At 63.3% G+C, this 26,059-nt stretch carries 22 protein-coding genes; 6 read left to right on the forward strand and 16 right to left on the reverse strand.

All coding sequences use genetic code 11. The features are described from left to right. Positions 1-55: 55 nt before the first annotated feature. The 16 genes from coaE to uraH form a co-directional block, all read right to left on the reverse strand. Complete coding sequence (gene coaE, locus LMJ30_RS02135; protein ID WP_229430689.1) at positions 56-715, reverse strand: dephospho-CoA kinase; 660 nt, start codon at positions 713-715, stop codon at positions 56-58. A 2-nt stretch (positions 716-717) separates the two neighbouring features. Next, positions 718-1,587: a prepilin peptidase gene (locus LMJ30_RS02140; protein ID WP_229430690.1), complete on the reverse strand. Its 870-nt coding sequence runs from the start codon at positions 1,585-1,587 to the stop codon at positions 718-720. Between the two features lie 44 nt (positions 1,588-1,631). Next, positions 1,632-3,638: an acyltransferase family protein gene (locus LMJ30_RS02145; RefSeq protein WP_229430691.1), complete on the reverse strand. Its 2,007-nt coding sequence runs from the start codon at positions 3,636-3,638 to the stop codon at positions 1,632-1,634. Between the two features lie 85 nt (positions 3,639-3,723). Beyond that, positions 3,724-4,434, reverse strand: a complete 711-nt coding sequence (locus LMJ30_RS02150; RefSeq protein WP_229430692.1) for a hypothetical protein — start codon at positions 4,432-4,434, stop codon at positions 3,724-3,726. Further along, entirely contained in the window at positions 4,434-4,874 is a 441-nt protein-coding gene (locus LMJ30_RS02155) for a putative periplasmic lipoprotein (protein ID WP_229430693.1), read from the reverse strand. The genes LMJ30_RS02150 and LMJ30_RS02155 overlap by 1 nt, the downstream gene beginning before the upstream one ends. A 14-nt stretch (positions 4,875-4,888) precedes the next feature. Then, positions 4,889-6,043, reverse strand: coding sequence for a COG3014 family protein (locus LMJ30_RS02160; RefSeq protein ID WP_229430694.1), 1,155 nt, complete (start codon positions 6,041-6,043; stop codon positions 4,889-4,891). Then, complete coding sequence (locus tag LMJ30_RS02165) at positions 6,024-6,659, reverse strand: LpoB-related protein (RefSeq protein ID WP_229430695.1); 636 nt, start codon at positions 6,657-6,659, stop codon at positions 6,024-6,026. Before LMJ30_RS02165 ends, LMJ30_RS02160 begins: the two co-directional genes overlap by 20 nt. Positions 6,660-6,672: 13 nt before the next feature. Continuing rightward, positions 6,673-7,197: a hypothetical protein gene (locus tag LMJ30_RS02170; protein WP_229430696.1), complete on the reverse strand. Its 525-nt coding sequence runs from the start codon at positions 7,195-7,197 to the stop codon at positions 6,673-6,675. A gap of 205 nt (positions 7,198-7,402) precedes the next feature. Then, on the reverse strand, positions 7,403-8,629 hold the full coding sequence (locus LMJ30_RS02175; RefSeq protein ID WP_229430697.1) for a type II secretion system F family protein: 1,227 nt from the start codon (positions 8,627-8,629) through the stop codon (positions 7,403-7,405). Positions 8,630-8,638: 9 nt separating this feature from the next. Next, the gene (pilB, locus tag LMJ30_RS02180) at positions 8,639-10,363 is read right to left on the reverse strand and encodes a type IV-A pilus assembly ATPase PilB (RefSeq protein ID WP_229430698.1); all 1,725 of its coding nucleotides are present in this window, start codon (positions 10,361-10,363) and stop codon (positions 8,639-8,641) included. A gap of 172 nt (positions 10,364-10,535) precedes the next feature. After that, positions 10,536-11,822, reverse strand: coding sequence for an HlyC/CorC family transporter (locus tag LMJ30_RS02185; protein WP_229430699.1), 1,287 nt, complete (start codon positions 11,820-11,822; stop codon positions 10,536-10,538). A gap of 244 nt (positions 11,823-12,066) precedes the next feature. Continuing rightward, positions 12,067-13,635: a methyl-accepting chemotaxis protein gene (locus LMJ30_RS02190; RefSeq protein WP_229430700.1), complete on the reverse strand. Its 1,569-nt coding sequence runs from the start codon at positions 13,633-13,635 to the stop codon at positions 12,067-12,069. Between the two features lie 111 nt (positions 13,636-13,746). Next, positions 13,747-14,166 carry a type 2 periplasmic-binding domain-containing protein gene (locus LMJ30_RS02195; RefSeq protein ID WP_229430701.1) on the reverse strand — a complete coding sequence of 140 codons (420 nt, stop codon included), beginning with the start codon at positions 14,164-14,166 and terminating at the stop codon, positions 13,747-13,749. A gap of 10 nt (positions 14,167-14,176) precedes the next feature. Further along, complete coding sequence (locus LMJ30_RS02200; protein ID WP_229430702.1) at positions 14,177-15,436, reverse strand: porin; 1,260 nt, start codon at positions 15,434-15,436, stop codon at positions 14,177-14,179. A 194-nt stretch (positions 15,437-15,630) separates the two neighbouring features. After that, positions 15,631-16,191 (reverse strand): ATP-dependent Clp protease proteolytic subunit, encoded by a 561-nt coding sequence (locus LMJ30_RS02205; RefSeq protein ID WP_229430703.1) that lies wholly within the window; start codon positions 16,189-16,191, stop codon positions 15,631-15,633. A 66-nt stretch (positions 16,192-16,257) separates the two neighbouring features. Then, positions 16,258-16,611 carry a hydroxyisourate hydrolase gene (gene uraH / locus LMJ30_RS02210; protein WP_229430704.1) on the reverse strand — a complete coding sequence of 118 codons (354 nt, stop codon included), beginning with the start codon at positions 16,609-16,611 and terminating at the stop codon, positions 16,258-16,260. Positions 16,612-16,720: 109 nt separating this feature from the next. On the opposite strand from uraH, the gene puuE reads away from it, so the two are divergent. The 6 genes from puuE (at position 16,721) to LMJ30_RS02240 (ending at position 25,579) form a co-directional block, all read left to right on the forward strand. Continuing rightward, positions 16,721-17,674 carry an allantoinase PuuE gene (gene puuE / locus LMJ30_RS02215; protein ID WP_229430705.1) on the forward strand — a complete coding sequence of 318 codons (954 nt, stop codon included), beginning with the start codon at positions 16,721-16,723 and terminating at the stop codon, positions 17,672-17,674. Between the two features lie 293 nt (positions 17,675-17,967). Further along, on the forward strand, positions 17,968-19,434 hold the full coding sequence (gene xdhA, locus LMJ30_RS02220; RefSeq protein WP_229430706.1) for a xanthine dehydrogenase small subunit: 1,467 nt from the start codon (positions 17,968-17,970) through the stop codon (positions 19,432-19,434). A gap of 10 nt (positions 19,435-19,444) precedes the next feature. After that, complete coding sequence (gene xdhB / locus LMJ30_RS02225; RefSeq protein WP_229431048.1) at positions 19,445-21,784, forward strand: xanthine dehydrogenase molybdopterin binding subunit; 2,340 nt, start codon at positions 19,445-19,447, stop codon at positions 21,782-21,784. Further along, entirely contained in the window at positions 21,784-22,731 is a 948-nt protein-coding gene (gene xdhC, locus LMJ30_RS02230; RefSeq protein WP_229430707.1) for a xanthine dehydrogenase accessory protein XdhC, read from the forward strand. Before xdhB ends, xdhC begins: the two co-directional genes overlap by 1 nt. Further along, positions 22,731-24,050, forward strand: a complete 1,320-nt coding sequence (guaD, locus tag LMJ30_RS02235) for a guanine deaminase (protein WP_229430708.1) — start codon at positions 22,731-22,733, stop codon at positions 24,048-24,050. Before xdhC ends, guaD begins: the two co-directional genes overlap by 1 nt. A 32-nt stretch (positions 24,051-24,082) precedes the next feature. Then, a complete protein-coding gene (locus LMJ30_RS02240) occupies positions 24,083-25,579 on the forward strand; it encodes an amidohydrolase family protein (RefSeq protein ID WP_229430709.1) in 1,497 nt (498 codons plus the stop codon). The last annotated feature ends 480 nt before the right edge of the window (positions 25,580-26,059 follow it).

Consider the following 26,059-nt stretch of genomic DNA (forward strand, 5'->3'; position numbering starts at 1 on the left):
CCTGTAAATGTAGGCTGAACGACAATCACGTGATTCTGAACCAAGCGACGGAAAATTACAAATGCTCCAACGGTAATCGGGACATTCTTTCGGAAAAACCCAGATATTTCTCGTGTAAAGACGCGATTTGCGGCCCCAGCGCATCGAGCCCGCCGTCATTGACGACCACGTCGTCGGCCGCGGCCAGCCGCTGCGCGCGCGTGACCTGGGTGGCCATGATGGCGCGCACCTGCGCTTCGCTCATGCCGTTGCGCGCCATCACGCGCGCAACCTGGACATCCTCAGGGCAGTCGATCGCCAGTATGCGTTCGACCCGCTCGCGCCATGTGCCCGATTCGATCAGCAGCGGCACCACAAACATCACATACGGCCCGGTGGCGACGACGGCGGCCGCATAGGCGGCATCGCGGATGCGCGGGTGCAGGATGGCTTCGAGGCGGTGGCGCGCGGTGCTGTCGGAGAAGACCAGCGCGCGCATGGCCGCGCGGTCCAGCGCGCCAGCTGGCGTGGCGAAGCCGGCGCCGAACTCGTCGAGTATGGCCGGCATCGCGGCGCCGTGGGGCGCAGTCAGGGAGTGGGCGATTTCGTCGGTGTCGATCACCGATGCGCCGAGGGCGGCAAACATGTTGGCGACGGTTGTCTTGCCGCAGCCGATGCCGCCCGTCAGGCCGACGCTGAACCGGCGCCGGGGCGTGCTGTCGGCGCCGGTCGCCATGGTCAGCCCAGCAAGCCCTGGGTGAACCCGGAGATCCGGGTCCCGAACAGCAGGGCGATCAGTCCGGCCGCAGCCAGGTAGGGGCCGAACGGGATCGGCTTTTCGCGGCCGTGCTTGGTGAACACGATCAGGCTGATGCCGACCACCGCGCCGACTACCGACGACAGCAGGATAATCGTCGGCAGCATGGTCCAGCCGAGCCAGGCGCCAAGCGCCGCCAGCAGCTTGAAGTCGCCGTAGCCCATGCCTTCCTTGCCGGTGACCAGCTTGAACAGCCAGTAGATGCCCCACAGGACCATGTAGCCGGCGGCCGCGCCGATGACGGCTTCGTGCAGCGGGACGAACATGCCGTTCAGGTTGACGAGCAAACCCAGCCACAGTAGCGGGTAGGTCAGGTCGTCGGGCAGCAGCTGGGTGTCGAAGTCGATGAAGGTCATCGCGATCAGCATCCAGGCAAACACCAGCGTGGCCAGGCCCATCCAGCCGGCGCCGAAGGTCCATACCATCAGCGCCGACACGATGCCGGTCAGCAGTTCGATGGCCGGATAGCGCGGCGAGATCGGCGCCTTGCAGGCGCGGCATTTGCCGCGCAGCGCGAGCCAGCTGACCACCGGGATATTTTCCATCGCGGTGATCTGGTGGCCGCAGTGCGGGCAGGCCGAGCGCGGCACCATCAGGTTGAAGCGGTCAGTGTGCGGCAGTTCCTTGCCGCTTTCGTGCGCAACGTAGTTGTCCGACTCGCGCTGCATCATTTTCGGGATGCGGTAGATAACCACGTTCAGGAAGCTGCCGATCAGCAGTCCGAGCAGGCCGGCGGCAAGCGCCGCGGCGCCTGATCCGGCAGGGGCGAACAAAAGTGTTTCCGGTAGCATGGTGCTCCACAGTCGAGTCAAAGGGGATGATGCCCTACATCATCCTATTGTAGGGCGTTTCCGGCCTGCTTGGCACCCCTTAACGCTTGCCACTGGGCAAATTTTTCACCGATGTAGAGATCGCCGTCGTAACTCAGGTGGTCCTTGTCACGGTAGAGCAGCTTGCCATCTTTCATTGCCCAGCAGAGCTTGTCATCGCATAGCAGGTCACGGGTACGGAACAGCTTGACGGTTGGGAAATCGCGCAGGATGGCGGCCACCAGTGTGTCGTTGCCCGGCGTTTGCTGGTCGACTTCAGCGCGCGGCAGGGCGCACGGCGAGCGCGTGGCGGACGACGCGATGCCGGCCCGCTTGATGCATGCGCGCGGATCGAAGCTCAGGATCGGCACGTCCTCCATCAGGATCACCTGCTTGCCCGCTTCGACGAAGCGGCGGATGGTGTCGCGCGCCGCCGCATGGATCACGCGCGCCTCCGGCGTACTGTCATCGAGCCGGAGATGGGTCGAGAACACCACCGTCCTGATGCTGGCCGTGCCAAGCGCTTGTTCGAGCATTCCCTGCGTGGCTTGCTGGTAAGGCTCATTGCCGGGCTCCAGGCCCCAGTAGGGGTGGCGCGTGCCAAGGTACAGCAGGTTCTCGCCCTGGCCGTTGTAGTACCTGGTCAACCCGGCCGCCACATGGTAGGCGTGGCTGTCGCCGAGCAGCGCTACCGTTGGTTGCTGGTCCGGCCGCGCAAGCAGGCAGTATTGGTAGACGGTGTCGAAACCGTAGCGCTTCTTGCAGGTAGCGGCATTTTCCACATCCTCGACCAGCACCAGCGACTTCTGGTGGCGTGCATTATCAACGATGGCATCGCGCTGCGGCATGCCCGCTTTGGCCCAGATGGCAATGCCGCTTGCGGCCAGCACGGCCATCAGGCAGGCCAGGACGGCCGGGGTGTGGCGACCCGGCCCAAAGCGTAGCGGCCGCTCGACGAGGCGCCAGGTCAGCCAGGCCAGCGCGATGGCCAGCACCACCAGGCCGGCGCGCAGTTGCGGCGCGGGAGTGCCCGATTCGACGATGTGGGCGAACGACAGCAGCGGCCAGTGCCACAGGTAGAGCGGGTAGCTGACCAGGCCAAACCAGACCAGCACGCGGTTCGACAGCACGAAGCGGTTGAACCAGGCTTGGGAACCGGCGCCGATCACCAGCACCGCGCCGGCCACCGGCAGCAGCGCATACCAGCCGGGGAACTGGCGCTCGCGCGTGATGATGGCTAGGCCAATGGCCAGCAGCAGCGCGCCTGCGGATGACCGCAGGTTCGGCGAAACGGCCGTCGCGGCGCGCGCGAACACGGCGACAGGCTGCGCCTTGTGCAGCGAGCATGCGAGCACTGCTCCAAGCAGCAGTTCCCACGCGCGGCTGGCTGGCGAGTAGAAAGTGGCGCCGGGGAAGGCGCTGATGCCCGCCACATTGACCGCAAACGACAGCAGGGCAAGGCCGGCGCTGACCAGCAGCAGGTTGAGCCGAAGCTTTGACGCCAGCAGCAGGACCACCGGCCACACGATATAGAACTGTTCTTCGATCGCCAGCGACCACAAATGCAGCAGCGGCTTGGTATCGGCGCCGCGGTCGAAGTAGCCGACCTCCTGCCACAATACGACGTTGGAAACGAAGCCGGCGCCGCCCGCAAGGTGCAGGCCGAGCTGTTTAAGTTCATCGGGGAACAGCGCAAACCAGCCAAACGCCAGGCAGGCTGCCATCACCAGCAGGAGCGCAGGGAAGATCCGCCTGATGCGGCGCGCGTAGAAGCGGGCGAAGCTGAACTTGCCGTGTTCGATCTCCCTGGCGAGGATGCCGGTGATCAGGAAGCCGGAGATGACGAAGAAAATGTCAACGCCGATAAATCCGCCAGGAGCCAGCGCGGGAAAGGCATGGAACAACACCACCGCCAGCACCGCCACGGCGCGCAGGCCATCGATATCGGCGCGGTACTTTGGGTGGTGGGAGAGATCGACGCTGGCGGCGCTTGCGGGGAGGGCGAGGTCGACAGTGTTGTAACTGCGTTTCATGGATGCCGCCCTTGTCTTCTCGGAGTGTACTGGGGCGCGTTCCGCCCCGGCCGGGGCGGAACGCTATGAAGGTCGACAGGCCTTGTCAGGCGACCTTGTATTGCATCAGGCGCTGCACCAGCGCGCGGCTGACCTGGTCGATTTCCGAGCTGCTGTTCAGGCTCTCGATGGTCAAGCGTACGCTAGCTGGAATCTCGCCGCTGCGGATGTCCTTCACGTTTGCCACCGCTTCGCATTCGCCGTTCACCCATACCAGCTCCACTTCAAGCACGAAGCGCGCCGAGCGGCTCAGCGACTCATACTCGATGTCAGTGCTGCCGCCGCGGTTGCCCGCGGCCAGCTTGCGGTGCAGTATGGTCGAGTCGAGCAGGCGCACGTCCTGTTTTTTCAGCTCGGCGCCGAGTGACTGCTCGAACAGCTTGGCCAGCTGGCTGCGCGAACGCGATTGCTTCTGGCTGTTGTGCTGCACGCCAATGGCGATGGTGCGGCTGTCTTCTACCTTGCCGCTGCGCGAGACGTCTTCGATCAGCAAGCGGCTGTTGCCGTGCCAGCCTTCTGGCATCTGGTCGAGCTGGCGGTTGAAGTAGAGCACCAGCGCCGGGCGCTTCTGGCCTGCGTACCACTGGCGGAAGTTGCCGTCCACCGTTTCATCGGCCAGCATCGGCGTCTCGGCTGCGTCCATGCTGCCGTTGTGATGCGACTGGGGCGCTTGCCTGAGCGGCTCCGGCAGCGCCAGGCTCTGGGCCTGGGCGCCACCGGCAACGGTCAGCAATGCAGCGAGGATGAATGGCTTCATTAGCGCGACTCCCTGACCTCGACGTAGTAGTGCGCCACGTTCTGCGCACCCATCGACGACTCTTCATAGGTCGACACGCCGTTCGGCTCCATGTGGATGCGGGTCCACGCCGACGGCTTCTCGGTCGGCGCGAAGCCGCTGTCGAAGAAGCTGGTGCGCGCTTCCAGCACCTGCTGGAAGTCGGTGCGGTTGCGCAGCAGCGCGACAACCTTCAGGGTGCCGGTCGGGTTGCGGCGGGCGCCTTGCTGCTCGACGGCGATCTTGCCAGCGCGGCTGTTCTGCAGCGCCTTGTCGAGAATGACGACCTGGTCGAATTGGATGCGCGCGTTTGGCGCCATCTGGTCGTTGACGCGCACACCCATCTGGGCGCCTTCCTGGTAAGGGGTCTGGCAACCGGCCAGCAGCGCGGCGGCTGCGAGTACTGGGGCGATGAGTTTCATGATTTCCTTGTGATTTAAGTTCTGCTCTTGATCCAGATAAGGACGTTGCCGTTCTTGTCGATCCATTTGTTGATGACCAGCTTGTCGGACTGCACCGGCGCGCCGCCTTCGTCGAACAGGGTGACGCCGATCTTGTCCGGCAGTCCGGCGTGCTTGAAGGACGCAGCGTGTATCGTCTCGGGCAGGTTGTTCCAGTAGCGGACATCCGCGCGCGGCTTTACGTTTGCCGAGATGATCGACGAGATCGCGCCGACGGCGGCCAGGCCGCCCATTACGCGTCCGCCGCCGGTGCCGCCGACCGCCGACATCATCACGCTGCTTTCTGAAGCGATCGACGTCAGCGCCATGCCGATCTGGCCGGTGGTGTCCTTGAAGCTGGCTTTGCCGGCGATCAGCCGGTCGATCGGGCGTCCCCCGCGCGACGAAGCCTGGAAGTACACGTCTTCAATCAGCTGCGGCTTGTAGGCCTTGCCGTCGATATCGACGTTGAGGCTGCGCTCGGGCGTGCGCTTGGGACCCCGGTAGACGATCTCCTGGTTGTCGATGCCGTCGCCGACCTTGCGCGGGCTACCGCCGAGTTCGGCGATCACCAGCACGTTCGCGCCAGCTGGCGGAACCGGCAGGCCTGCGCGCAGGCGTTTCGCTTCATCGTAGGCGTCCCTCGCCTGGCCGTTGGAGCCGAGCAGCTGGTTGGTCCAGCCCTCCAGCAGCATCAGGCTGGTGAAATCGGAGCGGTTTTGCTGCTCCTCGGCGAACGCGTCCTGCATCAGGCCGGACCGGAAAGACGCGCGCGCGTTTTCATAGTCGGCGTCAACCAGGTAGGCCAGGCCGCGGTAGTAGAAGGCCATGGCGCGTTCGTACGGCTCGCCTTTGTATTCCTTGGCGCCTTCTTCGTACCACAGCGAGCGTGCATTGGCGGCCGCCTGCGAATCGGCGAACATGCCTTCGATGACGGTCAGCGCGTCGTCGAAATGCTGGTTCGCTTCGGGCAGGCGCGCGGCGGAAAACGCCGCCAGGCCAGCCTGCACGGTGTGCAGGGTGACGTCCTTGGCGGGCGACGCCTTCAGGCGCGCCAGCGCTGCCGGGTAGTCGGCATGCGCTGGCGGCGCAGCGCACAGCGCCGCCGCCAGAACCGCCGCCGCGAGCGGCTTAGCGGTAAAGGATGTCATCCCGCGCTTCTTTCTTGAACTCGTACATGCCCGACCAGACGATCGTGCCGTACTCCAGGTCGATCAGCTCGAACGTGATCTGGTGGTAGCGCGATACATTGCCGCTGCTGGTCGACGCTGCGTCCATCGACGTGATGCGCCCACCCAGGCGGAAGTCGCCGCCGGCTTGCGCCTTGGTGCTGCGGATGGTGCCGCGGTCAGCCTGGCCGCTGCGCTTCGCTTCGCGCTCTTTCTCGACCATGTTGCCGTAGTGGCGAGCCACGAATACCAGGCGGCCGTTCGACGCGCGGTTCAATTCCACGCGCAGGCGGTCGGTGATGCTGTTCTTGTTGATGCGCGACGAGCTGTCGTTGCTGAAGTACTCGGAATCGACGATCACGCGCGGCGCAGTGGCGCGCCCGGCGATTTGCGGGTTGGACAGGATGTCGCGGACCATCTTGTCGGTCATCGACACCACGTCCTGCGATTCGACGCCCACGCCGGCCACGGTCGCTGACGGCGACGACACGTCCTGGTAGACGACGCGGCGCCCGGCGCTGTTGTCGAGGTTCGGGGCCGCGCACCCGGTCAGGAAGGCGGTACCCAGCATCACTGCCGGAATAAGTTTGCTGATCATGTCTGGTCCCGTCTTATTTTGCGGCGATGGTCGGCGCGGCGTAGATGGCCGGCAGGTAGGCGGTCTTCAGTTCAGGGTAGATTTCCTGGGTCAGCTTGAGCGCTTCAGCGAAGTCCTTGTGCGCCGAGTTTTTGGCGTACATGTAGACGGCCAGGTCCTGCACCGAGTTGAACGACAGGTCCGAATTGGCGCGGATGAACTCTTCGCCGCCGACCATCTTCATTGCCACTGCGCGGCCGGCGGACTCGCCCACTGCCTGGCCGATGATGCCGCCGAAGAATGGGATTTGCTCAGCCATTTTCTGGCCAGCCTGGGCGCCCAGGAAACCGCCGATTGCGGAGCCCGCGCTGGCGCTGCGGCCTTTTTCAACCCAAACGGCAACAGTGCCGTCTTCGGTGTACGGCGACATGTATTTGCCGGTGTTGCCCAGGATTGGCTTTGGCGCCAGGATGGCGGTCGGTGCGGCCAGTTGTGGCGCCTGGTAAGTTGCGCAGCCAGTCAGGGTCAATGCGATAGCCAGTGCGATAGCGGATTTCATTTTCAGGTTTTCCCTATAATTGTTAATGTGACAAATTATAGTCAGACCAATTTCAAAATCGCAACGACAATTGCGTGAATACAACCATTTTGTAGGATTTTCCCTACATATAGCTTGGCGGTAGCCAGGAGGATATCGGCCATAAAAAAACCTCGCCCTTTTGCAAGGAGCGAGGTTTTTTGCGCGCCGCGGTTGCTGGCTGGCTTTACACCACCGCACCCAGCTTGAAGATCGGCAGGTACATGGCAATGACCAGTCCGCCGATCAGCACGCCCAGGATCACCATGATCAAAGGTTCCATCAGCGACGACAGCGCGCTGACGGCCTCGTCGACTTCTTCCTCGAAGAAGTCGGCCACCTTGCCCAGCATCGCGTCGAGCGAGCCGGATTCTTCGCCGATCTGCACCATCTGCGTCACCATGTTCGGGAACACGTTGGCGTTCTGCATGGCCGAGGTCAGGCTGGTACCGGTCGATACTTCGTTCTGGATCTTGCGCGTGGCGTCGAGGTACACCGCGTTACCGGCCGCGCCGCCGACCGAGTCGAGCGCTTCGACCAGCGGCACGCCGGCCGCGAACATGGTCGCCAGCGTGCGGGTCCAGCGCGCAATCGTTGCCTTTCGAATGACCTCGCCAAACACCGGCACCTTCAGCAGGGTAACGTCCATGAAACGCTGCACCTTCAGCGAGCGCTGCCATGCCTGGAAGAAGAAATAGATCACGCCAAACAGGCCGCCGAATATCAGGTACCACCAGGCGACGAAGAATTCGGAGATCGACATCACCATCAGGGTCGGGGCCGGCAGGTTGGCGCCGAAGCTCTGGAATACGGATTTGAAAGCAGGCACCACCCAGATCATGATGATGGCGGTGACCACGAACGCGATCGCCAGGATCGAGATCGGGTACATCAGCGCCGACTTGATCTTGGCCTTGATCGCGATCGTCTTTTCCTTGTAGATCGCCAGGCGGGTCAGGAGGTCTTCCAGGATACCGGCCTGCTCGCCCGCGCCCACCAGGTTGCAGAACAGCGGGTCGAAGTAGAGCGGATATTTGCGGAACGCGTTGTTCAGGCTGGTACCGGTCTCGATGTCGCTGCGCAGGTCCATGATCAGCTTGGCCATCGACGGGTTGGCGTGGCCCTTGCCGACGATGTCGAACGATTGCAGCAGCGGCACGCCGGCCTTCATCATCGTCGCCAGCTGGCGCGTGAACATCGAGATGTCCTTGTCGGTGATCTTCTTGCCGCTGCGGTGAACCTTCTTCTTTACCTTGGTCACCATCACGCCCTGGCGGCGCAGGGTGACGTTGACGATGGCCTCGCCGCCGGCACGCAGTTCGCCGCGCACCGTCTTGCCGGACTTGTCCTTGCCTTCCCAGACGTAGACGCTTTCCTTGACCGCGCCGGCCGCTTTCGTTTGTGACGTTGCCATTTATGTTTCCTATTCGTTGGTGCAGCCGAGCACTTCTTCCAGGCTGGTCAATCCCTGCTTTACCTTCATCAGGCCTGAACGGCGCAAGGACTTGACGCCTTCCGCTTCCGACTGCGCCGCGATTTCCATCGAATTGCCGTGCGCAAGAATAATTTTTTCAATCGCCGGGGTGATCGGCATGATCTGGTAGATGCCGACCCGGCCCTTGTAGCCGCTGCCCAGGCAACGCTCGCAGCCAACCGGGCGATAAGGCTTCCAGTCGCCTTCGAGTTCGTTTTCGCGGAAACCCGCGGCCAGCAGCACTTCGCGGCTGGTGTCGGCCGGCTGCTTGCAGGTGCACAGGCGGCGCGCCAGGCGCTGGGCGGTAATCATAATGACCGACGAGGCGATGTTGAAGGGCGCGACGCCCATGTTCATCAGGCGCGTCAGGGTCGATGGCGCATCGTTGGTGTGCAGGGTCGAGAACACCATGTGGCCGGTCTGCGCGGCCTTGATCGCGATGTCGGCGGTTTCAAGGTCGCGGATCTCGCCGACCATGATGATGTCCGGATCCTGGCGCAGGAAGGATTTGAGGGCGACCGGGAAGGTCAGGCCGGCCTTGTCGTTAACGTTGACCTGGTTGACGCCGGGCAGGTTGATCTCGGCCGGGTCTTCCGCGGTCGAGATGTTGATGCCCGGCTTGTTGATCACGTTCAGGCAGGTGTACAGCGAGACGGTTTTACCGGAACCGGTCGGGCCGGTGACCAGCACCATGCCGTACGGGCGCTGGATGGCGTCGAGCAGCAGTTCTTTCTGGTCCGGGTCGTAGCCGAGCGCGTCGATGCCCATCTGGGCCTGGGTCGCGTCGAGGATACGCATGACGGTTTTTTCGCCGAACAGGGTGGGCAGGGTGCTGACCCGGAAATCGATGGTCTTTACCGGCGACAGGATCAGGCGCATGCGACCGTCCTGCGGCACGCGCTTTTCGGAGATGTCCAGCTTGGCCAGCACCTTGATGCGCGAGACCAGCTTGTCACGGATGGTAATCGGCGGCTGGGCATGCTCGCGCAGCACGCCGTCGACGCGCAGGCGAATGCGGTAGAACTTCTCGAAGGGCTCGAAGTGGATGTCCGACGCGCCCATGTTGACCGCATCCATCAGGATCTTGTTCAGGAACTTGACGATCGGCGCGTCTTCGATGTCGTTGCCCACTTCGGCCAGCGGCGCTGCCTGGGTGTCTTCCTCGAACTGGATGTCCTGGTCGTCGCCGACCATTTCGCTCAGGGTCTGCTCGGCGCTCTTCATCAATTTGGCGAGCAGCGCGATCAGGGCGTCGTGGGCCACGATGACCGGTTCGACCGAGGCTTCGCTCTGGAACTTGATCTGGTCGAGCGCCTGGGTGTTGGTGGGGTCCGAGATGGCCACCGACAGCTTGTTGCCGCGCTTGGCCAGCGCCACCACGCGTTGCCCCTGCATCAGCTTGTTGTCGATCGCTTTCGGCGGCAGCGCGTCGATGCTCAGCGTCTGCAGGTCCATCAGCGGGTAGCCGAAGGTTTCGGCGCAGAACGCGGCGAGCGACCGCGCATCGATGCTGCCGCCCGCCACCAGCGCGTCGATGAAAGGCACCTTGTCGGCAGCGGCCTGTTTTTGCAGCGCGTCGGCCTGCGCGGCCGGCAAGCGTCCGGCCTGCACCAGCGCACGCGCCAGTCCCGACATCGGTGTGCCTGAAGCCGTGTTCGGTAGGACTGATGCCATAGACGCGCGTGGTTAAATGATCAAGAGACGACAAAGGCGCCGTGCCAGGAGTGGCCCGATACGGCGTGTTGCCTCAGATCATGCCTCCGGGCATCACATTTGTAAAGAGTTGTCTCCGGCGCAGACGCGCTTATACCACGTAGACGAAATGGCACGGCGACACAAAGTTATCTTATATGAACTGTTTTGGCGCCAGGCGCTGCAGGCGGGCCACTTTGATGGCCTGGTTCTGCACATGCAGCACTTCGATGACGCAGTTGCCCAACTTGACGGCGATCGGCGCGTCGGGGATTTCCTGCAGCTGTTCGAGCAGCAGGCCGTTGAGGGTCTTCGGGCCGTCCAGCGAGAAGCCGAGTCCCAGCTGCTTGTTGATGTCGCGTAGCGGCGTGGCGCCGTCCAGCAGGCATTCGCCCTTGGCGTCCCAAGCAAAGGTTTCGCTGCGCGACGCGCCGGGTACCGAAGTGGTGAATTCGCCGATCATTTCCTCGATGATGTCGTCGAGGGTCACCAGGCCCTGCACCTCGCCGTATTCGTCGACGATGATGCCGAGGCGTTCCTTGTTCTCCTGAAAATACTGCAGCTGCGCCAGCGCGCTGGTGTCTTCGGGGATGAAGTAGGGCGTGCTGAGCAGCTCGCGGAAATGCTCGACCGTCAGTTCATCGTCTTCGTTAAGCAGGGCGACGGCGTGGCGGACATGCAGGATGCCGACGATCTGGTTGATCTCGCCTTCATAAACCGGCAGTTTGTTGTGGTAGCAGGTGGTCAGCTGGTGCTTGATTTCCGCGACCGGCACGGCCAGGTTCAGCGCCTCGACCTGGGCGCGCGGGGTCATGATGTCTTCGACCGAGATGTTTTCCAGGTCGAGCAGGTTGAGCAGGATGCTCTTGTGCTTTTGCGGAATGAAGTTGCCGCCTTCGAGAACGATCGAGCGCAGTTCTTCCGGCGACACGCGCTGCTCGTCCGGGTTGCTGCGGCGGATGCGCAGCAGCGACAGCATGGCCGACACGAACAGGTTGACGAACCAGATCAGCGGTTGCGAGATGGCCATCAGCGGGCGCAGCACGGTGGCGGCCGACAGCGAAATGTTCTCCGGGTAGCGCGCGCCGATGCGCTTGGGCGTGATCTCGGCAAACACCACCAGCAGGAAGACCAGCGCGGCGATGGCGAGGGCGATCATGGCTTCGTCGTAGCCGAAGAACAGGATGGCGATGCCGGTGACCAGCGCGGTTGCGGCGGCGTTGACGACGGTATTGGCGATCAGGATCAGCGACAGCAGCTTGTCGGTACGGTCGAGCAGCCACAGCGTCGAGCGGGCGCCGCGGTGGCCGCGTTTGGCCATCGAGCGCAGGCGGAACTTATTGGCCGACATCAGCGCCGTTTCCGCCATGGCGAAAAAGGCCGAGAACAGGATCAGGAAGGCGAGTGCGAGAAGTAGCACCCAAAGCGGCACGGTATCCAAGGGTCACCGTCAGAAAACTTGCATAACAAACTGGACGGCACCTTCGTTGGGCCGGCACCAGGCGGGGCGGGCCATCAGGCTACCGCTGAGCTTTGGATTTTAGAGGAAGGGGAGGGTTGATGCAAGTTTGTACACAAGCGGGACGGGGCGGGTGTTCGGCGGATGCGCGTACGCTTATCCGCCCTACGAAACCAGAGAAGGCGTAGGGCGGATAAGCGCGAAGCGCGCATCCGCCGATTTGACCTCAGTTGGTTATTGCCAGCACCGGCCGCCTGGCCGCTACCGCAGCATGCCCCGCCTGCGCCAGCTTGAACATCCCCAGCGCGCTGCTCAGCTGGTCGGTCTGCTCGGTCAGCGATTCCGCGGCAGCCGCCGCTTCCTCGACCAGCGCCGAATTCTGCTGGGTCATCTCGTCCATGCTGGCGATCGCGCGGCCGATGTCGTCGATGCCGGCTGACTGCTCCTGGCTCGACGCATTGATCTCGACCATGATGGCCGCCACCTTGCGCACCGACTCGACGATCTGTCCCATCGTCACGCCGGCCTGGTCGACCAGCTGCGAACCGGCATCGACCTTCGACACCGAATCACCGATCAGCTCCTTGATTTCCTTGGCGGCGGCAGCGCTGCGCTGCGCCAGGTTGCGCACCTCGGCAGCCACCACCGCGAAGCCGCGGCCCTGCTCGCCGGCGCGCGCCGCTTCAACGGCCGCGTTGAGCGCGAGGATGTTGGTCTGGAACGCAATTCCGTCGATCACCGCGATGATGTCGACGATTTTCTTCGCCGACGCGTTGATGTCGCCCATCGTCGTCACCACGCCGCTGACCACCTGGCCGCCGCGGGTGGCTTCGTCCGATGCCGACAGCACCAGCGCGTTGGCCTCGGTCGCATTGCCGGCGTTCTTGCGCACGGTGCTGGTGAGTCCCTGCATCGCCTGCGTTGTGCGGTCGAGGCTGGCTGCCTGCGATTCGGTGCGCGCCGCCAGGTCGGCGTTGCCGCTGGCGATTTCAGCGCTGGCGACGTTGATCGTCTCGGCCGAGCTCTTGATCTCGGCCACCATGCTGCCCAGCTTGGCGCGCATGTCGCGCAGCGCGGCCAGCAGGCTGGTGGTGTCGTTCTTTTCCGTAACGATTTCCATCGACAGGTCACCGTCGGCAACCGAGCGCGCAATGGCGCGGGCATACTCGGGCTCGCCGCCCAGCTGGTGCCAGATGGCCTTGACGACGAACCACGACACCAGCGCCAGGCTGGCGATCACGGCCAGCGCCGCGGCCACGATGGCCCACAGTACGCTGCGGACCTTCGCCTCGCTGTCGCCGATGCCGGCCTTGAATTGCGCCTGCGCGGCGGCATTGGTTTTCTGCAGGTCGGCCGTCAGCGCAGCGAGCGCGCTTTGCATGCGCGCCACGGTCGCGCCCGGATCACCTTCTTCCATTTCAAGCATGATGCGGGCAGCCGACAGCGCCGGCGCGTAATACGCATCGAATTCTTTCGCCAGGCGCGCGCCGTTCTCGGCTTGCCCTGGAATTTGCGCCAGCTTGCCGATGTTGGCTTTGACCTTGCCGGCCTGTTCGGCAATCTGGTCGAGGCGCGCCTTGTCGCCTTCGGCCACCGCGTCGCGCAGGCCGTCGGTGATGGCGGTGACTTCCAGGGACAGCGATTTGGCGCCGTCCAGCACTGGATAGTCGACGTTGCCGGTGGTGCGGATCGAATTGAGGGCGCCAGTGGCAATGTACGCACTGGCCCCGACGCCGACGCTGAAGATGAGGGTCGAGATCGCGGGCAACGCCCAGATCTTACGTTTGATACTCATTCTACGACTCCAAAAAGACTTAACATGCCGCCCGTGAAGGCGGCATGTTGTTGGCGCCCGTTCAAGAGAGAGCGGCGCGGGATTGGCAGGGCGTGATCAGTGCGCCAGGCGTCAAGGCACGCTCAGGACTGCCTTGACGGAACCGTCGAGTGCGCTCTTGTCGATGTAGCCGATGGCCTTTGGATCGGCCGCCACTGCCTTCTTGACTTCAGCGTTGCCTGCCAGTTCTTTTGGCAGCGAGGCCTTGCCGGTGAATACCAGCTTGGACCACAGCGCCTTGGCCTGGGCGGCGTCCTTGCCGGCGACCTTCTTGTAGAACTCGCCGCGGATCGCTTCCGATTCAGGCTGGTCGACCGGCGTCATCGCCGTCGATTTGCCGAGGAAAACCTGGGCCACCTGCTCGCTGGTCATGGTCGATGCCGGGCTCTTGGCGCCGACCACGACCACCACCTCGGCCTGTGCCGGTACTGCCAGCACTGCCAGGGAAACAGCTGCGGCCACGGTCGCCAGTTGATGACGAATTTGTTTCATGCGTGGCTCCTTAGAAGACGAAGTCGACGGCAACTGCGCCGACGGTAACTGGACCGGTGAAGCCGGCGGCAGGCTGGAGCAGCAGGCCCTGGCCGTGTTTCGGCTTGATGCGGTCGACCTGGACCTTCAGCGCGGCCGACTGGTGGAAGTCCCAGCGCATGCCGATGGTGTCGGTGCTCTGCTGGCCCTGGGTGCCGGTGGTGGTCAGGCGGGTGACGCCGGCCGACAGCGCGCGCATGGTCGGGGTGCAGGCGGCCGGGTAGCCGGGAGGGCAGGCTGCAGGAACCGTGTTGGCAACGATGTTGTCAGCCTTCAGGTTCGAGTGGCTGACATACGGCAGGAACTTGCCGAAGCGGTAGCCGCCCATCACGTACCACGAGGTGGTGTCGTTGATGTAGCTGTCGGTCTTGCGCTTGCCGATTTCGGTCTGGACCAGGATGTTGTTCCAGTCGAGGATCGCGCCGGCGGAGGTGAACGACACTTTCTTGTCGTTGACGGACAGTTCATTGCCCAGCGAGATAAGCTGGCCGAAACCATAGCCCGAGCCGGCTGCGCGCAGGCCGCCTACCAGGGTGTTGAGCGACACGGAATCGTCGATGGTGGCTTTGGCGTCAGCGCGGCCAAGGCGCACGATCAGGGGGCCATGCTCGGCCACCAGGTTCAGCGCCAGCAAGTCCTTGGCATCGAGGTGGACGATCGAGCCGCTCCCCGTGTTGAGCGCGCGCTCGGTCGTGCCGTATGCGAGCTGGGCGGTAACAGTGGTGTCGCCGAACGACTGCTGGAAGGTGCCGTCGACGCCGTCGATGCTGTCGAATGGAACCTGCGAATACATGTCCGAAGGCGGACGCAGCATGGTGTTGGCGTAGCCGACGTTACGGTAGTCGGAAATCATGAACACCGGCAGGCCCAGGCGGCCGCCGCGGATGCTGAAGTTGTCCGACACCTTGGCCTTGACGAAAGCCCACGCCAATTCGGCGCCAAAACCTTCTGCGCCATCCTTGCGCACCAGGCCCTGGGCGGTGGCCGACAGCCATGGGTTGATGTCGGTGCTGGCCTGCAGGCCGAGGTTCGAATCGACGCCGGTGCGCGGGCTCTTCCTGGCGCCGCTAGCCTGGTTAGGGCGGGCGAACTGGGCCTGGTCGGTGTCGGTGAATGTGAGGGCGCCGGTGCCGAAACCGCTGATTTTGACCGTCGGTGCGGTGTCAGCTGCGTAGGCGGCGGACACGGCGAATGGCAACGCAAGCATCGTTGCAATAAAGCGTTTGTTCATTGTGATTGTCTTTGTGAGGTTAAACGGAGGTGCAAAACTCGCGGAGGTCTTACGGCGGGGGTGGGGCCGAACGCTCTTGCTAGATTTGATTCTAACCTTGCCAAACGACAATTGGTTACATTTGGTGGGATTTGTAAAGATTTGTTGCGTAAAAGAATCGAGGGATTCTTCTAGAAAAGATCAGGGCATCATGATCAACCGTTCCACCAGTGCGATGTCGCCCCGGCTTCCGGGATCTTGGCCTGGACGGCCTTGTGGATGATGCCGCAGGCAAGCGCCTGGTCGGCGTCGAACAGGCGGGCGTTGCCGAACAGGTTAGGGCGGATGTCGACGCAGCCGGCGCAATCTTTGGTGGCTTCGTCAAAGGCGCGCGCGTAGCGCTCGGCGTCGAAATCGAGGCAGTCGCGCCACTCGCTGACGCGCGAGTGGTCGGCGGCCACCAGGTTGCCGAAGCCCCAGTGCAGGGGATGGACCAGGAAACGGGTGCCCGGGCAGGCGTAGCGCTTTGCGCCGGCGAGGAAAATCACCACGCCGACCGACTCGATGCTGCCCACGTTATGCGTGGTCAGCGGCAGCGGCAGGGACTTGAGGAAGAAGTACAGCGCGAAGCCGGCGGTCATGTTGCCGCCCTCGGTAGACATGTGCAGCTCGATCTCGCTGGCGCCGCTCTGCAAGGCCTGCAGGCACAGGTTGCGGATCGTGCAGGCCGAATGGTGGTTGATGGGGCCGATAAAGTGAACTATGTGCAAAGACATTTTCTCTCCCGAGGCAATGCCCAAGGATAGCAAGTTTGACCAATTTGCATCGTTCGGCTGGACGGCTCAGCTACCCCGGTAGGTGGAGTACGACCACGGGGTGACCACCAGCGGGACGTGGTAGTTCTGGTCGGCGTGCGCAATGCCGAAGGCAATGGTCACGCGGTCGATGAAGCGGGGCGAGGGCAGGTCCACCCCTTGGGCGGCGAAATAGTCGCCAGCGGCAAACACCAGCTCGTACTGCCCCGGCTGCATCCCATCGCCTTCAAGCAAGGGACTGTTGCAGCGGCCGTCCTGGTTGGTGGTTTCCACCTTGACCAGCCTGCGCTGGCCATCGCTGACCGCATACAGCTCCACCTTGACGCCCGCGCCGGGTTTTCCTTGTGTCGTGTCGAGCACGTGGGTACTGAGTTTGCCCATTCGCTTACCTCTATATAGTGGCTGTGAAATAACCTATCGCAAAGATCATATACCCTTGTGCGTCAGTCAATATATGATGCCAGTTATAACCCACATCCGGCTTGTACCGATGACGACCTACGATAACTATCCGCGCGACATGATCGGCTATGGCCGCAACCCGCCCCATCCGCAGTGGCCGGGGCAAGCCAGGGTCGCGCTCCAGTTTGTGCTGAACTACGAGGAAGGCGGCGAAAACTGCGTGCTGCATGGCGACGCGGGATCGGAGACCTTCCTGTCCGAAATCATCGGCGCGCAATCCTTCCCGATGCGGCACATGAGCATGGAAACGCTGTACGAATACGGCTCGCGCGCCGGACTATGGCGCCTGCTGCGCATGTTCGAGGAGCGCAAGCTGCCGTTGACGGTGTTCGGCGTATCGATGGCGCTCAAACGCAATCCTGAAGCGGTCGCCGCCTTCCGCGAGCTTGGCCACGAGATCGCCTGCCATGGGCTGAAGTGGATTTCGTACCAACACATCGACGAAGCCACCGAGCGCGCCCATATGCAGGAAGCGGTGCAGATCATCCGCGAGCTGACGGGCGAAGCCCCGCAAGGCTGGTACACCGGTCGCGACTCGCCGGCCACGCGCAAGCTGGTGGTCGAGCACGGTGGTTTCGTCTATGACGCCGACCATTACGGCGACGACCTGCCGTTCTGGCAGAAAGTGGAGTACGCCGATGCTCACGGCGTGGCGGCCGTCAAGCCGCACCTGGTGGTGCCATACACGCTCGACACCAACGACATGCGCTTTGCTGCGATGCAGGGTTTCAACTCCGGCACCCAGTTCTTTGATTACCTGAAAGATGCGTTCGACGTGCTGTATGCCGAGGGCGACCCCAATGGGCTGAACCGGCCGAAGATGCTCTCGATAGGCCTGCACTGCCGGCTCGTCGGGCGCCCGGGCAGGGCAGCAGCGCTGGCGCGCTTCCTCGATTACGTCCAGGGGCAAGACAAAGTCTGGATCACGCGGCGGATCGACATCGCGCAGCACTGGCATTCGACGCATCCTTTTCTAGAATGAAGTAATCGTTTCCAAATTCGGGGTCAGACCACGGCCAAGCGAGAACATTTCCAGAATTGGGGTCTGACCCCGAAGTTGCGGAGTTCGGGGTCAGACCACGGCCAAATGAGAACATTTCCAGAATTGGGGTCAGACCACGGCCAAACGAGAACATTTCCAGAATTGGGGTCTGACCCCGAAGTGGCCGGAGTTGGCGATTAATCATATTTGCTGATAACCGACATCAGCGTTTTCATATACCTGCCTATGCTGCTGGTGTTAGCCTTGTAAGCTGGGATAAAGCCGAGGCAAGAATGTCAGAACCGATCCGTTTCTTCTATCAGGGCGCTGTGCGCGAGGTCAGCAGTGCGTCACCGACGCAGACTGTCTTGCAGCATTTGCGCGAGGTTCTGCATTGCACCGGCACCAAGGAGGGCTGTGCCGAGGGCGACTGCGGCGCCTGTACCGTCGTCATCGGCTCGCTGGAAAATGGCCAGCTCCAGATGAAGGCAGTCAATTCCTGCATCCAGCTGGTGCCTACCCTCGACGGCGAGGCACTGTTCACCGTCGAGGACATGCAGCTGCCGGACGGCACCCTGCACCCTGTACAGCAGGCGATGGTCGAATGCCACGGGTCGCAGTGCGGCTTCTGCACGCCCGGCTTCGTGATGTCCTTGTGGGGCATGTACCTGAAGCAGGAGGGCACGCGCCCAAGCCGCTGCCAGGTGGATGATGCGCTGTCGGGTAACCTGTGCCGCTGCACCGGCTACCGTCCGATCATCGATGCCGCCATGCGCATGGGTGAGCTGCCTTCCGTGTCATTCGACCGTGATGCGCTGGCCAGCCAGCTGGCGTCGCTGCGCCGTGAAACAGCGGCGACCTACAGCGTCGGCGGACAGCAGTTCCACGCGCCGCGCACCATCGACGAACTCGTACAGCTGCGTTCCGCACATCCTTCCGCTTTGCTGCTGGCCGGCTCCACCGATGTCGGCCTGTGGGTCACGAAGCAGATGCGCGAGCTGGGCGACATCATCTACCTTGGCCATGTCGATGAACTCAAGACCGTGGCGGAAAACGATGGCACGATCGAGATCGGCGCCGGCGTTACGCTTGAAGAGGCGTACAAGGCGCTGTGCCGCCACTATCCGGGCGAGCTGTCGGAGATGTGGCAGCGCTTCGCGTCGCTCCCGATCCGCAATGCCGGCACACTTGGCGGCAACGTCGCCAATGGTTCGCCAATCGGCGATTCGATGCCGTGGCTGATCGCGGCCGGCACCCAGCTCGTGCTGCGCGGTCCTTCAGGCCAACGGGTGATGCCGCTTGAAGATTTCTACCTCGGCTACCAGCAAAAGGATTTGCAGGCCGGCGAATTCGTCCAGGCCTTGCGCGTGCCGATGCCGCGCGACGGCGTACGCCTGCGGACCTACAAGCTGGCCAAGCGCTTCGACCAGGATATCTCCGCGGTGTGCGCTGCGTTTGCATTCACCTTCGATGGCGACGTGGTCGCGGATGCCCGTATCGCTTTCGGCGGCATGGCCGCGACGCCGAAGCGCGCTGCGGCCGCGGAGGACGCGGTACGCGGCCAGCGCTGGACCGAAGCGACGGTCAATGCCGCGATGGCCGCGATGGCGCAGGACTACAAGCCGCTGTCAGACATGCGCGCATCCGGCGAGTACCGCATGAAGGCGGCGCAGAACCTGCTCAAGCGCTACTGGTTCGAGACGCGCCAGGATGCGCCGCTGGCGGCCGCCGAAGTGAACGCCTTTGCCGTGCGCGCCTAAGGAGAACATGATGAATGATGCAGGTTCCCCCGTATTGAAAAGCGCCGCCTGGAGCGTGGTCGGCAAGCCGCGCCCGCACGAGTCGGCCGAGCTGCATGTGCTTGGCCAGGCCACCTACACCGACGACATTCCGGAAGTGCAGGGCACCCTGCACGGTGCGCTCGGCCTGTCGGCCAAGCCGCACGCGATGATTGTGTCGATGGACCTGGCGCCAGTTCGCGCCAGCCGCGGCGTGGTTGCCGTCTACACGGCCGACGACATCCCAGGTACCAATGACTGCGGCCCGATCGTCCACGACGATCCGATTTTCGCGAACGGCATCGTGATGTATGTGGGCCAGCCGCTGTTTATCGTGGTCGCGGACACGCACGACAACGCGCGCCGCGCCGCGCGCCTGGCCAAGGTGACCTATGACGAACTGCCGGCAATCCTGACTCCGCAGGCAGCCAAGGCGGCGCAGTCGTACGTGCTGCCGCCGATGCACCTGGCGCGCGGCGATTACCAGGCCGCCTTCGAACGCGCGCCGCACTCGGTTAAGGGCGAGCTGTATGTCGGCGGCCAGGAGCAGTTCTATCTCGAAGGGCAGATTGCCTACGCCATCCCGAAGGAAAACAAGGGCATGCTGGTGCAGTGCTCGACCCAGCACCCGAGCGAGATGCAGCACGTGGTGGCGCATGCGCTCGGGGTTCCCTCGCATAACATCGTGGTCGAATGCAGGCGCATGGGCGGCGGCTTTGGCGGCAAGGAGTCGCAGTCGGCGCTGTGGTGCGCTGCGTCAAGCATCGCGGCCAATCACCTCAAGCGCCCGGTCAAGCTGCGTGCCGACCGCGATGACGACATGCTCGTTACCGGCAAGCGCCACTGCTTCTACTACGAATACGAGGTCGGCTACGACGACAACGGCAAGATCGTCGCGGCGAAGGTCGACATGGTCAGCCGCGCCGGCTATTCGGCCGACTTGTCCGGGCCCGTCGCCACGCGCGCAGTCTGCCACTTCGATAACACCTATTACCTGTCCGACGTCGACATCCGCGCGGCATGCGGCAAGACCAACACGCAGTCCAATACCGCCTTCCGCGGTTTCGGCGGGCCGCAGGGCGCGATCGCAATTGAATACGTAATCGACGAAATCGCCCGTAACCTGGGGCGCGATCCGCTCGACATCCGCCGTATTAATTTCTACGGGAAGACCGATAACAACGTCACGCCATACGGGCAGGTGGTGGTCGATAACGTCATCCATGAACTGGTGGCGGAGCTGGAGGCGAGCAGCGAATACCGCGCGCGCCGCAAGGCGGTCGCCGCCTTCAACGCGTCAAGCCCGGTTCTGAAAAAAGGCCTGGCGCTCACGCCGGTCAAGTTCGGCATCGCATTCAACGTCACCCACCTGAACCAGGCCGGCGCGCTGGTGCACGTATATGTCGATGGTTCGATCATCGTCAATCATGGCGGCACCGAGATGGGGCAGGGCATTAACACCAAGGTCATGCAGGTGGTCGCGCATGAACTGGGCGTGGACCTGTCGCACGTCCGCGCCACCGCGACCGATACCAGCAAGGTTTCGAACACCTCGGCCACGGCCGCATCGACTGGCGCTGACCTGAACGGCAAGGCAGCGCAGGACGCCGCGCGCCAGATTCGCGAGCGGCTGGCGGCGTATGCGGTCAAGCTGTACGGCGGCGATGTGGCGGACGTGCGCTTCGCTGCCGATACCGTGTTCGTCAACGGCCATGAAGAACCATTCCCGATCCTCGTCCAGAAGGCATATCTGGCGCGAGTCCAGCTGTGGTCCGATGGCTTCTACGCCACGCCGGGGCTGCACTGGGATCCGAAGACCATGAACGGCCACCCGTTCTCGTACTATGCCTACGGCGCCGCGGTGTCGGAAGTCGTGGTCGATACGTTGACCGGCGAATGGAAACTGCTGCGCGCCGACGCGTTGTATGATGCGGGCCGCTCGCTTAACCCGGCCATCGACATCGGCCAGGTGGAGGGCGCCTTCATCCAGGGCATGGGCTGGCTGACCACTGAGCAGCTGTGGTGGAACGACGGCGGCAAGCTGATGACGCACGCGCCATCGACTTACAAGATCCCCGGCGTGTCCGACTGCCCGGAAGACTTCCGCGTGCGCCTGTTCGACAACGGAAACGTGGAGGACAGCATCCACCGCTCGAAAGCGGTCGGCGAACCGCCGCTGCTGTTGCCGTTCTCGGTGTTCTTCGCGATCCGCGACGCGGTGTCCAGCGTCGGCGGCCACAAGGTCAACCCGCCGCTGAACGCGCCCGCCACCAGCGAAGAGATTCTCAAGTCGATCGCCGCGGTCGAAGCGGCCCTGCAATCGGCCGTGTGATGGAAGTGCTTGTAACGGTTGCGATAGCCGAGGGCTCGGTGCCGCGCGAGCCTGGCGCAAAGATGCTGGTCAGCGCGAATGAGGTGAGCGGCACGATCGGCGGCGGACACCTCGAACTGCGTGCAATCGACATCGCGCGGACAATGCGGGCAAAGCGCCACTTCGAACGCTTTGCGCTTGGCCCTGGACTGGGGCAATGCTGCGGCGGGGTGGTCTACCTGTTATTTGAACAGGCAGATGCCGCGCAGGCAGCCTTGCTGCGCGAGCGCGCGCGCGAGGACAGCTGGCGCGTGGTGGCCATCGACGGCGTGCCCGAGGCGGCGCTGTTCGACGCCGCCGGCGCACAGATCGCCGGGTCGCCTGCCCCCGCGTTTGCGCGCAACCGCGGCACGCACGTCATGCAGGATGCCGATGGACGCAGGTGGCTGGTGGACGCGGTGATGGCGCCGCGCGCCCATCTGGTGCTGTTTGGCGCAGGTCATGTGGGCGCTGCGATCGTGCGCGCGCTGGCCGACTTGCCATGTACAGTAAGCTGGGTGGACGAGCGCGACGACATGTTCCCGGCTGTGGTTCCGGCCAACGTCACGGTCGAAGCGACCGACACGCCCGAAGCGCTGGTCGCCGCTGCGCCGGAAGGCGCGAGCTTCCTTGTCATGACGCACAGCCACGCGCTTGACCAGCGCCTGGCCGAAGCGATCATGGCGCGGCCCGGCGTCGGCTGGTTTGGCCTGATTGGCTCGCACACAAAGCGCAAGCAGTTCGAGCACCGCCTGCGCGACCGGGGTGTCGACCCGGCGCGAATTGAAGCGATGGTATGCCCGATCGGGCTGCCCGGAATAAGCAATAAGGCGCCCGCGGTGATCGCGGCGTCGGTATGCGCCCAGCTGCTGGGCGTATGGGAAGCGCAAGAAGCCGCCCTCCACAAGATTGAACAAGAAAGAACCTGATGTCGATAGCTCCACCAAACAAGCTGCAAGCCTACCGCGCGAGCGTGCTGCACTTCCACGCCGACCCGGCGTTCACGCCTGATGCCTACAGCTGGCACGAGGACGGGCTGCTGATCGTCGATGGCGATAAAGTCCACGCGGCGGGCGACTACGCGACGCTTGCGCCGGCGCTGCCCGAAGGCGTCACCGTGCACGACTACCGCGGCAAACTGATCGTCCCCGGCTTTATCGACACCCACCTGCACTTCCCGCAGACCGACATGATCGCCTCGCCTGCGCCTGGCCTGTTGCCATGGCTGGAGACCTACACCTTCCCGACCGAGCGCCAGTTCGGCGACCATGCGCACGGGCGCGAGGTGGCCGAGTTCTTCCTCGACGAGCTGCTGCGCTGCGGTACCACGACCGCGATGGTGTACTGCACAGTGCACAAGGAATCGGTCGACGCATTTTTTGAGGCGAGCGAGGCGCGCAACCTGCGCATGGTGGCAGGTAAGATCCTGATGGACCGGCACTGCCCGGAGTTTTTGTGCGACAGCGCCGAGGGTGGCGCGCGCGAGAGCGAAGACCTGATCCGCAAGTGGCACAAGCGCGGGCGTTCGCTGTACGCGATCACGCCGCGCTTCGCGCCGACATCGAGCGAGGCGCAGCTGGCGCTGGCGGGCGAACTTGCGGCGGCCTACCCGGACACCTTCATCCAGACCCACGTGTCTGAAAACCATGCCGAATGCGACTGGGTGCGCGAGCTGTACCCGAAATCGCGCAGCTACCTGGACGTGTACGACAGCCATGGCCTGATGCGCCAGCGGTCGATGTTCGGCCACTGCATCTGGCTCGACGACGCCGACTTCGCGCGCATGGCCGCCACCGGCGCCGCCGCCGCGATCTGCCCGACCTCCAACTTCTTCCTCGGCAGCGGCCTGTTCGATTTCGAGCGCGCCGATGCGGCGCGGGTCAACCTGTCGCTGGCGACGGACGTGGGCGGCGGCACCTCGTTCTCGATGTTGCAAACGATGAATGAAGCCTATAAAGTAGCGCGCTTGAAGGGCAGTTACCTGCCGGCGGCGCGCATGTTCTATCTCGCCACGCTCGGTGCTGCACGCAGCATGCAACTGGAAGGCAGCATCGGCAGCTTCGCGCCGGGGACAGAGGCGGACTTCATCGTGCTCGATCCGGCTTGTACGCCGCTGCTGGCGCGCCGCACCGAGCGCTGCGCCAACCTCGAGGAACTGCTGTTTGTGCTGGCGCTGCTGGGCGACGACCGCGCGGTGAGCGCGACTTTCGCCGCCGGGCGGAAGGTACACGAGCGCCTGCCTGCATAATTTTGGCAGTTCCACACACCGAGAGAAGAACAATGCACATCAAAATGAGCAGCATGGCGATCGTCCTGGCGTTCGCCGCCGCCCTGCCGTCCGCGCACGCGCGCGCGCCATCCGCCAAGGCCAACGAAGTCCTCACGGCGCGTCATTACGCGTCGCTGATCGCGGGCCAGGCGCCGAAGACCTCGGAACTGACCCTGTTCTTCACCCGCATGCCAAAGGGCGCGGACCTGCACCATCATTATTCCGGCTCCATCTACGCCGAGCAGTACCTCGAATGGATCGACAAGCAGGGCTGGTGCGTCGACGTGAACACCTACCTGATCGAATCGGACCCGGCAAAGGTAGCTGCCGCGCGCATTCCGCCACCGCCGCCGGCCAGGATCAGCTGCCTGACGGGCGCCGAGTTTGTCGCGAACGATACTGCTTACCGCGAGCTGCTGCAGCGCTGGTCGGCCAAGGACTTCGACAACCATGGCGCGGTACAGCCGCCGCCGGACCAGCGCTTCTTCCAGACCTTTAACTACTTTTACGCGGTATCGAACACGAACTTCAATGAAGGCCTGCTGACGCTGAAAAAGCGCGCGGTCGACGAAAACGTCTCCTACATCGAGACCATGTTCAAGTCGGCGCCGTCGAGCGACGGCCCTGAGTTCGACGCCAGGGTAAGCCAGGCCACCAGCGACGCAGCCCTCGACCAGGCGATGGCCACTTGGGTAGCCGCCCTCGAGACCGACGCGAAGTTCAACCAGAACCTGTCGGAATACACGCGCCGCATCGCCGAGTCGCATGCCGGCGTCGACGACGCCAACTTCACGATGCGCTACCAGTCTTACGTGTTCCGCCTGCAGTCGCCGTCGCGCGTGTTCTCGTCGATGCTGGGCGGCTTCAAGGCTGCGGCGCAGGGCGGGCTGGTGGTTGGCCTGAACATCGTCGGCCAGGAAAGCTCGCTGATCTCGATGCGCGACTACAGCCTGCATATGAAGATGTTCAGGTTCCTCAAGGCGCGCTACCCGGGCGTCAAGCTGGCGCTGCACGCGGGTGAGCTGGCGCTGGGCGACGTGCCGCCGGAAGGCCTCAAGTTCCATATCGACGAAGCCCTGCGGATCGCCGGCGCCGACCGGATTGGCCACGGCATCGACCTCGCGCACGAGTCGAACGCGCTGGCGATCATGAAGACAATGCGCGAGAAGGACATCCCGGTCGAGATCAACCTCACCAGCAACGCTTTCATCAGCGGCATCAAGGGAGACAACCATCCGCTTACCCTGTACCGTAAATATGGCGTGCCGTATGTGATTTCGACCGACGATGCGGGCGTGACGCGCCACACGCTGTCGAACGAGTATGTGCTTTTCGCCAGCCGCTACAAGCCCGACTATAGCGAGGTCAAGAAGGCTTCGTACAACAGCTTGCGCTACGCTTTCCTGCCGGCGCAGGAGAAGAAACGCCTGACTGCCCAGCTGGACGCACGGTTTGCCAAATTTGAAGCTGAGATGGCTTCGCTGGCATCCAAGGCTAAAAAGCACTGACACACCTCAACAACGTCGTTCCCGCGGAGGCGGGAATCCACATTGCCTATGCGCGGGCGTGCCATGGATTCCCGCCTGCGCGGGAATGACGACTGGGTGACAGTTATAAGCTGGAGGCGGACCTGCTGTCGGTAGGCGTGCGCTTCCAGTTCTAAGCTCTACTGATTCAAAAAAAACCGGGCCGCAGTGCGGGCCCGGTTTTTTTACGTCCATACACATTGCGGTCAATACAGGCCCTGATCGCTGCCCCAAAAAGCGTCCTGTGTGGCCTTCCTGCTACAGATTTTCACCTCCATGGCGCGCTTTTCCAGTTTTCCCTCCGAAAGAATTTCAGCGTAGAACTGGTCATTTATAATTCCGCCACCGGGGAAACATGCTCGAAAACCAAGGGTTTTCTTCGCTGATCGGAGATATTGTTGGCCAATTTATATTTATAAAATATAAATTAGTAAGGGAAAACGTATTTGTCTTGCAAGTATT

The sequence above is a fragment of the Massilia agrisoli genome (assembly GCF_020831365.1).
GTDB lineage: Bacteria > Pseudomonadota > Gammaproteobacteria > Burkholderiales > Burkholderiaceae_D > Telluria_A > Telluria_A agrisoli.

Excerpts from the sequence above, each read along its gene's own strand:
- coaE (WP_229430689.1), bottom strand. The coding sequence starts at position 715 with ATGGCGACCGGCGCCGACAGCACGCCCCGGCGCCGGTTCAGCGTCGGC.
- LMJ30_RS02140 (WP_229430690.1), bottom strand. The coding sequence starts at position 1,587 with ATGCTACCGGAAACACTTTTGTTCGCCCCTGCCGGATCAGGCGCCGCG.
- LMJ30_RS02145 (WP_229430691.1), bottom strand. The coding sequence starts at position 3,638 with ATGAAACGCAGTTACAACACTGTCGACCTCGCCCTCCCCGCAAGCGCC.
- LMJ30_RS02150 (WP_229430692.1), bottom strand. The coding sequence starts at position 4,434 with ATGAAGCCATTCATCCTCGCTGCATTGCTGACCGTTGCCGGTGGCGCC.
- LMJ30_RS02155 (WP_229430693.1), bottom strand. The coding sequence starts at position 4,874 with ATGAAACTCATCGCCCCAGTACTCGCAGCCGCCGCGCTGCTGGCCGGT.
- LMJ30_RS02160 (WP_229430694.1), bottom strand. The coding sequence starts at position 6,043 with ATGACATCCTTTACCGCTAAGCCGCTCGCGGCGGCGGTTCTGGCGGCG.
- LMJ30_RS02165 (WP_229430695.1), bottom strand. The coding sequence starts at position 6,659 with ATGATCAGCAAACTTATTCCGGCAGTGATGCTGGGTACCGCCTTCCTG.
- LMJ30_RS02170 (WP_229430696.1), bottom strand. The coding sequence starts at position 7,197 with ATGAAATCCGCTATCGCACTGGCTATCGCATTGACCCTGACTGGCTGC.
- LMJ30_RS02175 (WP_229430697.1), bottom strand. The coding sequence starts at position 8,629 with ATGGCAACGTCACAAACGAAAGCGGCCGGCGCGGTCAAGGAAAGCGTC.
- pilB (WP_229430698.1), bottom strand. The coding sequence starts at position 10,363 with ATGGCATCAGTCCTACCGAACACGGCTTCAGGCACACCGATGTCGGGA.
- LMJ30_RS02190 (WP_229430700.1), bottom strand. The coding sequence starts at position 13,635 with ATGAGTATCAAACGTAAGATCTGGGCGTTGCCCGCGATCTCGACCCTC.
- LMJ30_RS02195 (WP_229430701.1), bottom strand. The coding sequence starts at position 14,166 with ATGAAACAAATTCGTCATCAACTGGCGACCGTGGCCGCAGCTGTTTCC.
- LMJ30_RS02200 (WP_229430702.1), bottom strand. The coding sequence starts at position 15,436 with ATGAACAAACGCTTTATTGCAACGATGCTTGCGTTGCCATTCGCCGTG.
- LMJ30_RS02205 (WP_229430703.1), bottom strand. The coding sequence starts at position 16,191 with ATGTCTTTGCACATAGTTCACTTTATCGGCCCCATCAACCACCATTCG.
- uraH (WP_229430704.1), bottom strand. The coding sequence starts at position 16,611 with ATGGGCAAACTCAGTACCCACGTGCTCGACACGACACAAGGAAAACCC.
- puuE (WP_229430705.1), top strand. The coding sequence starts at position 16,721 with ATGACGACCTACGATAACTATCCGCGCGACATGATCGGCTATGGCCGC.
- xdhA (WP_229430706.1), top strand. The coding sequence starts at position 17,968 with ATGTCAGAACCGATCCGTTTCTTCTATCAGGGCGCTGTGCGCGAGGTC.
- xdhB (WP_229431048.1), top strand. The coding sequence starts at position 19,445 with ATGAATGATGCAGGTTCCCCCGTATTGAAAAGCGCCGCCTGGAGCGTG.
- xdhC (WP_229430707.1), top strand. The coding sequence starts at position 21,784 with ATGGAAGTGCTTGTAACGGTTGCGATAGCCGAGGGCTCGGTGCCGCGC.
- guaD (WP_229430708.1), top strand. The coding sequence starts at position 22,731 with ATGTCGATAGCTCCACCAAACAAGCTGCAAGCCTACCGCGCGAGCGTG.
- LMJ30_RS02240 (WP_229430709.1), top strand. The coding sequence starts at position 24,083 with ATGCACATCAAAATGAGCAGCATGGCGATCGTCCTGGCGTTCGCCGCC.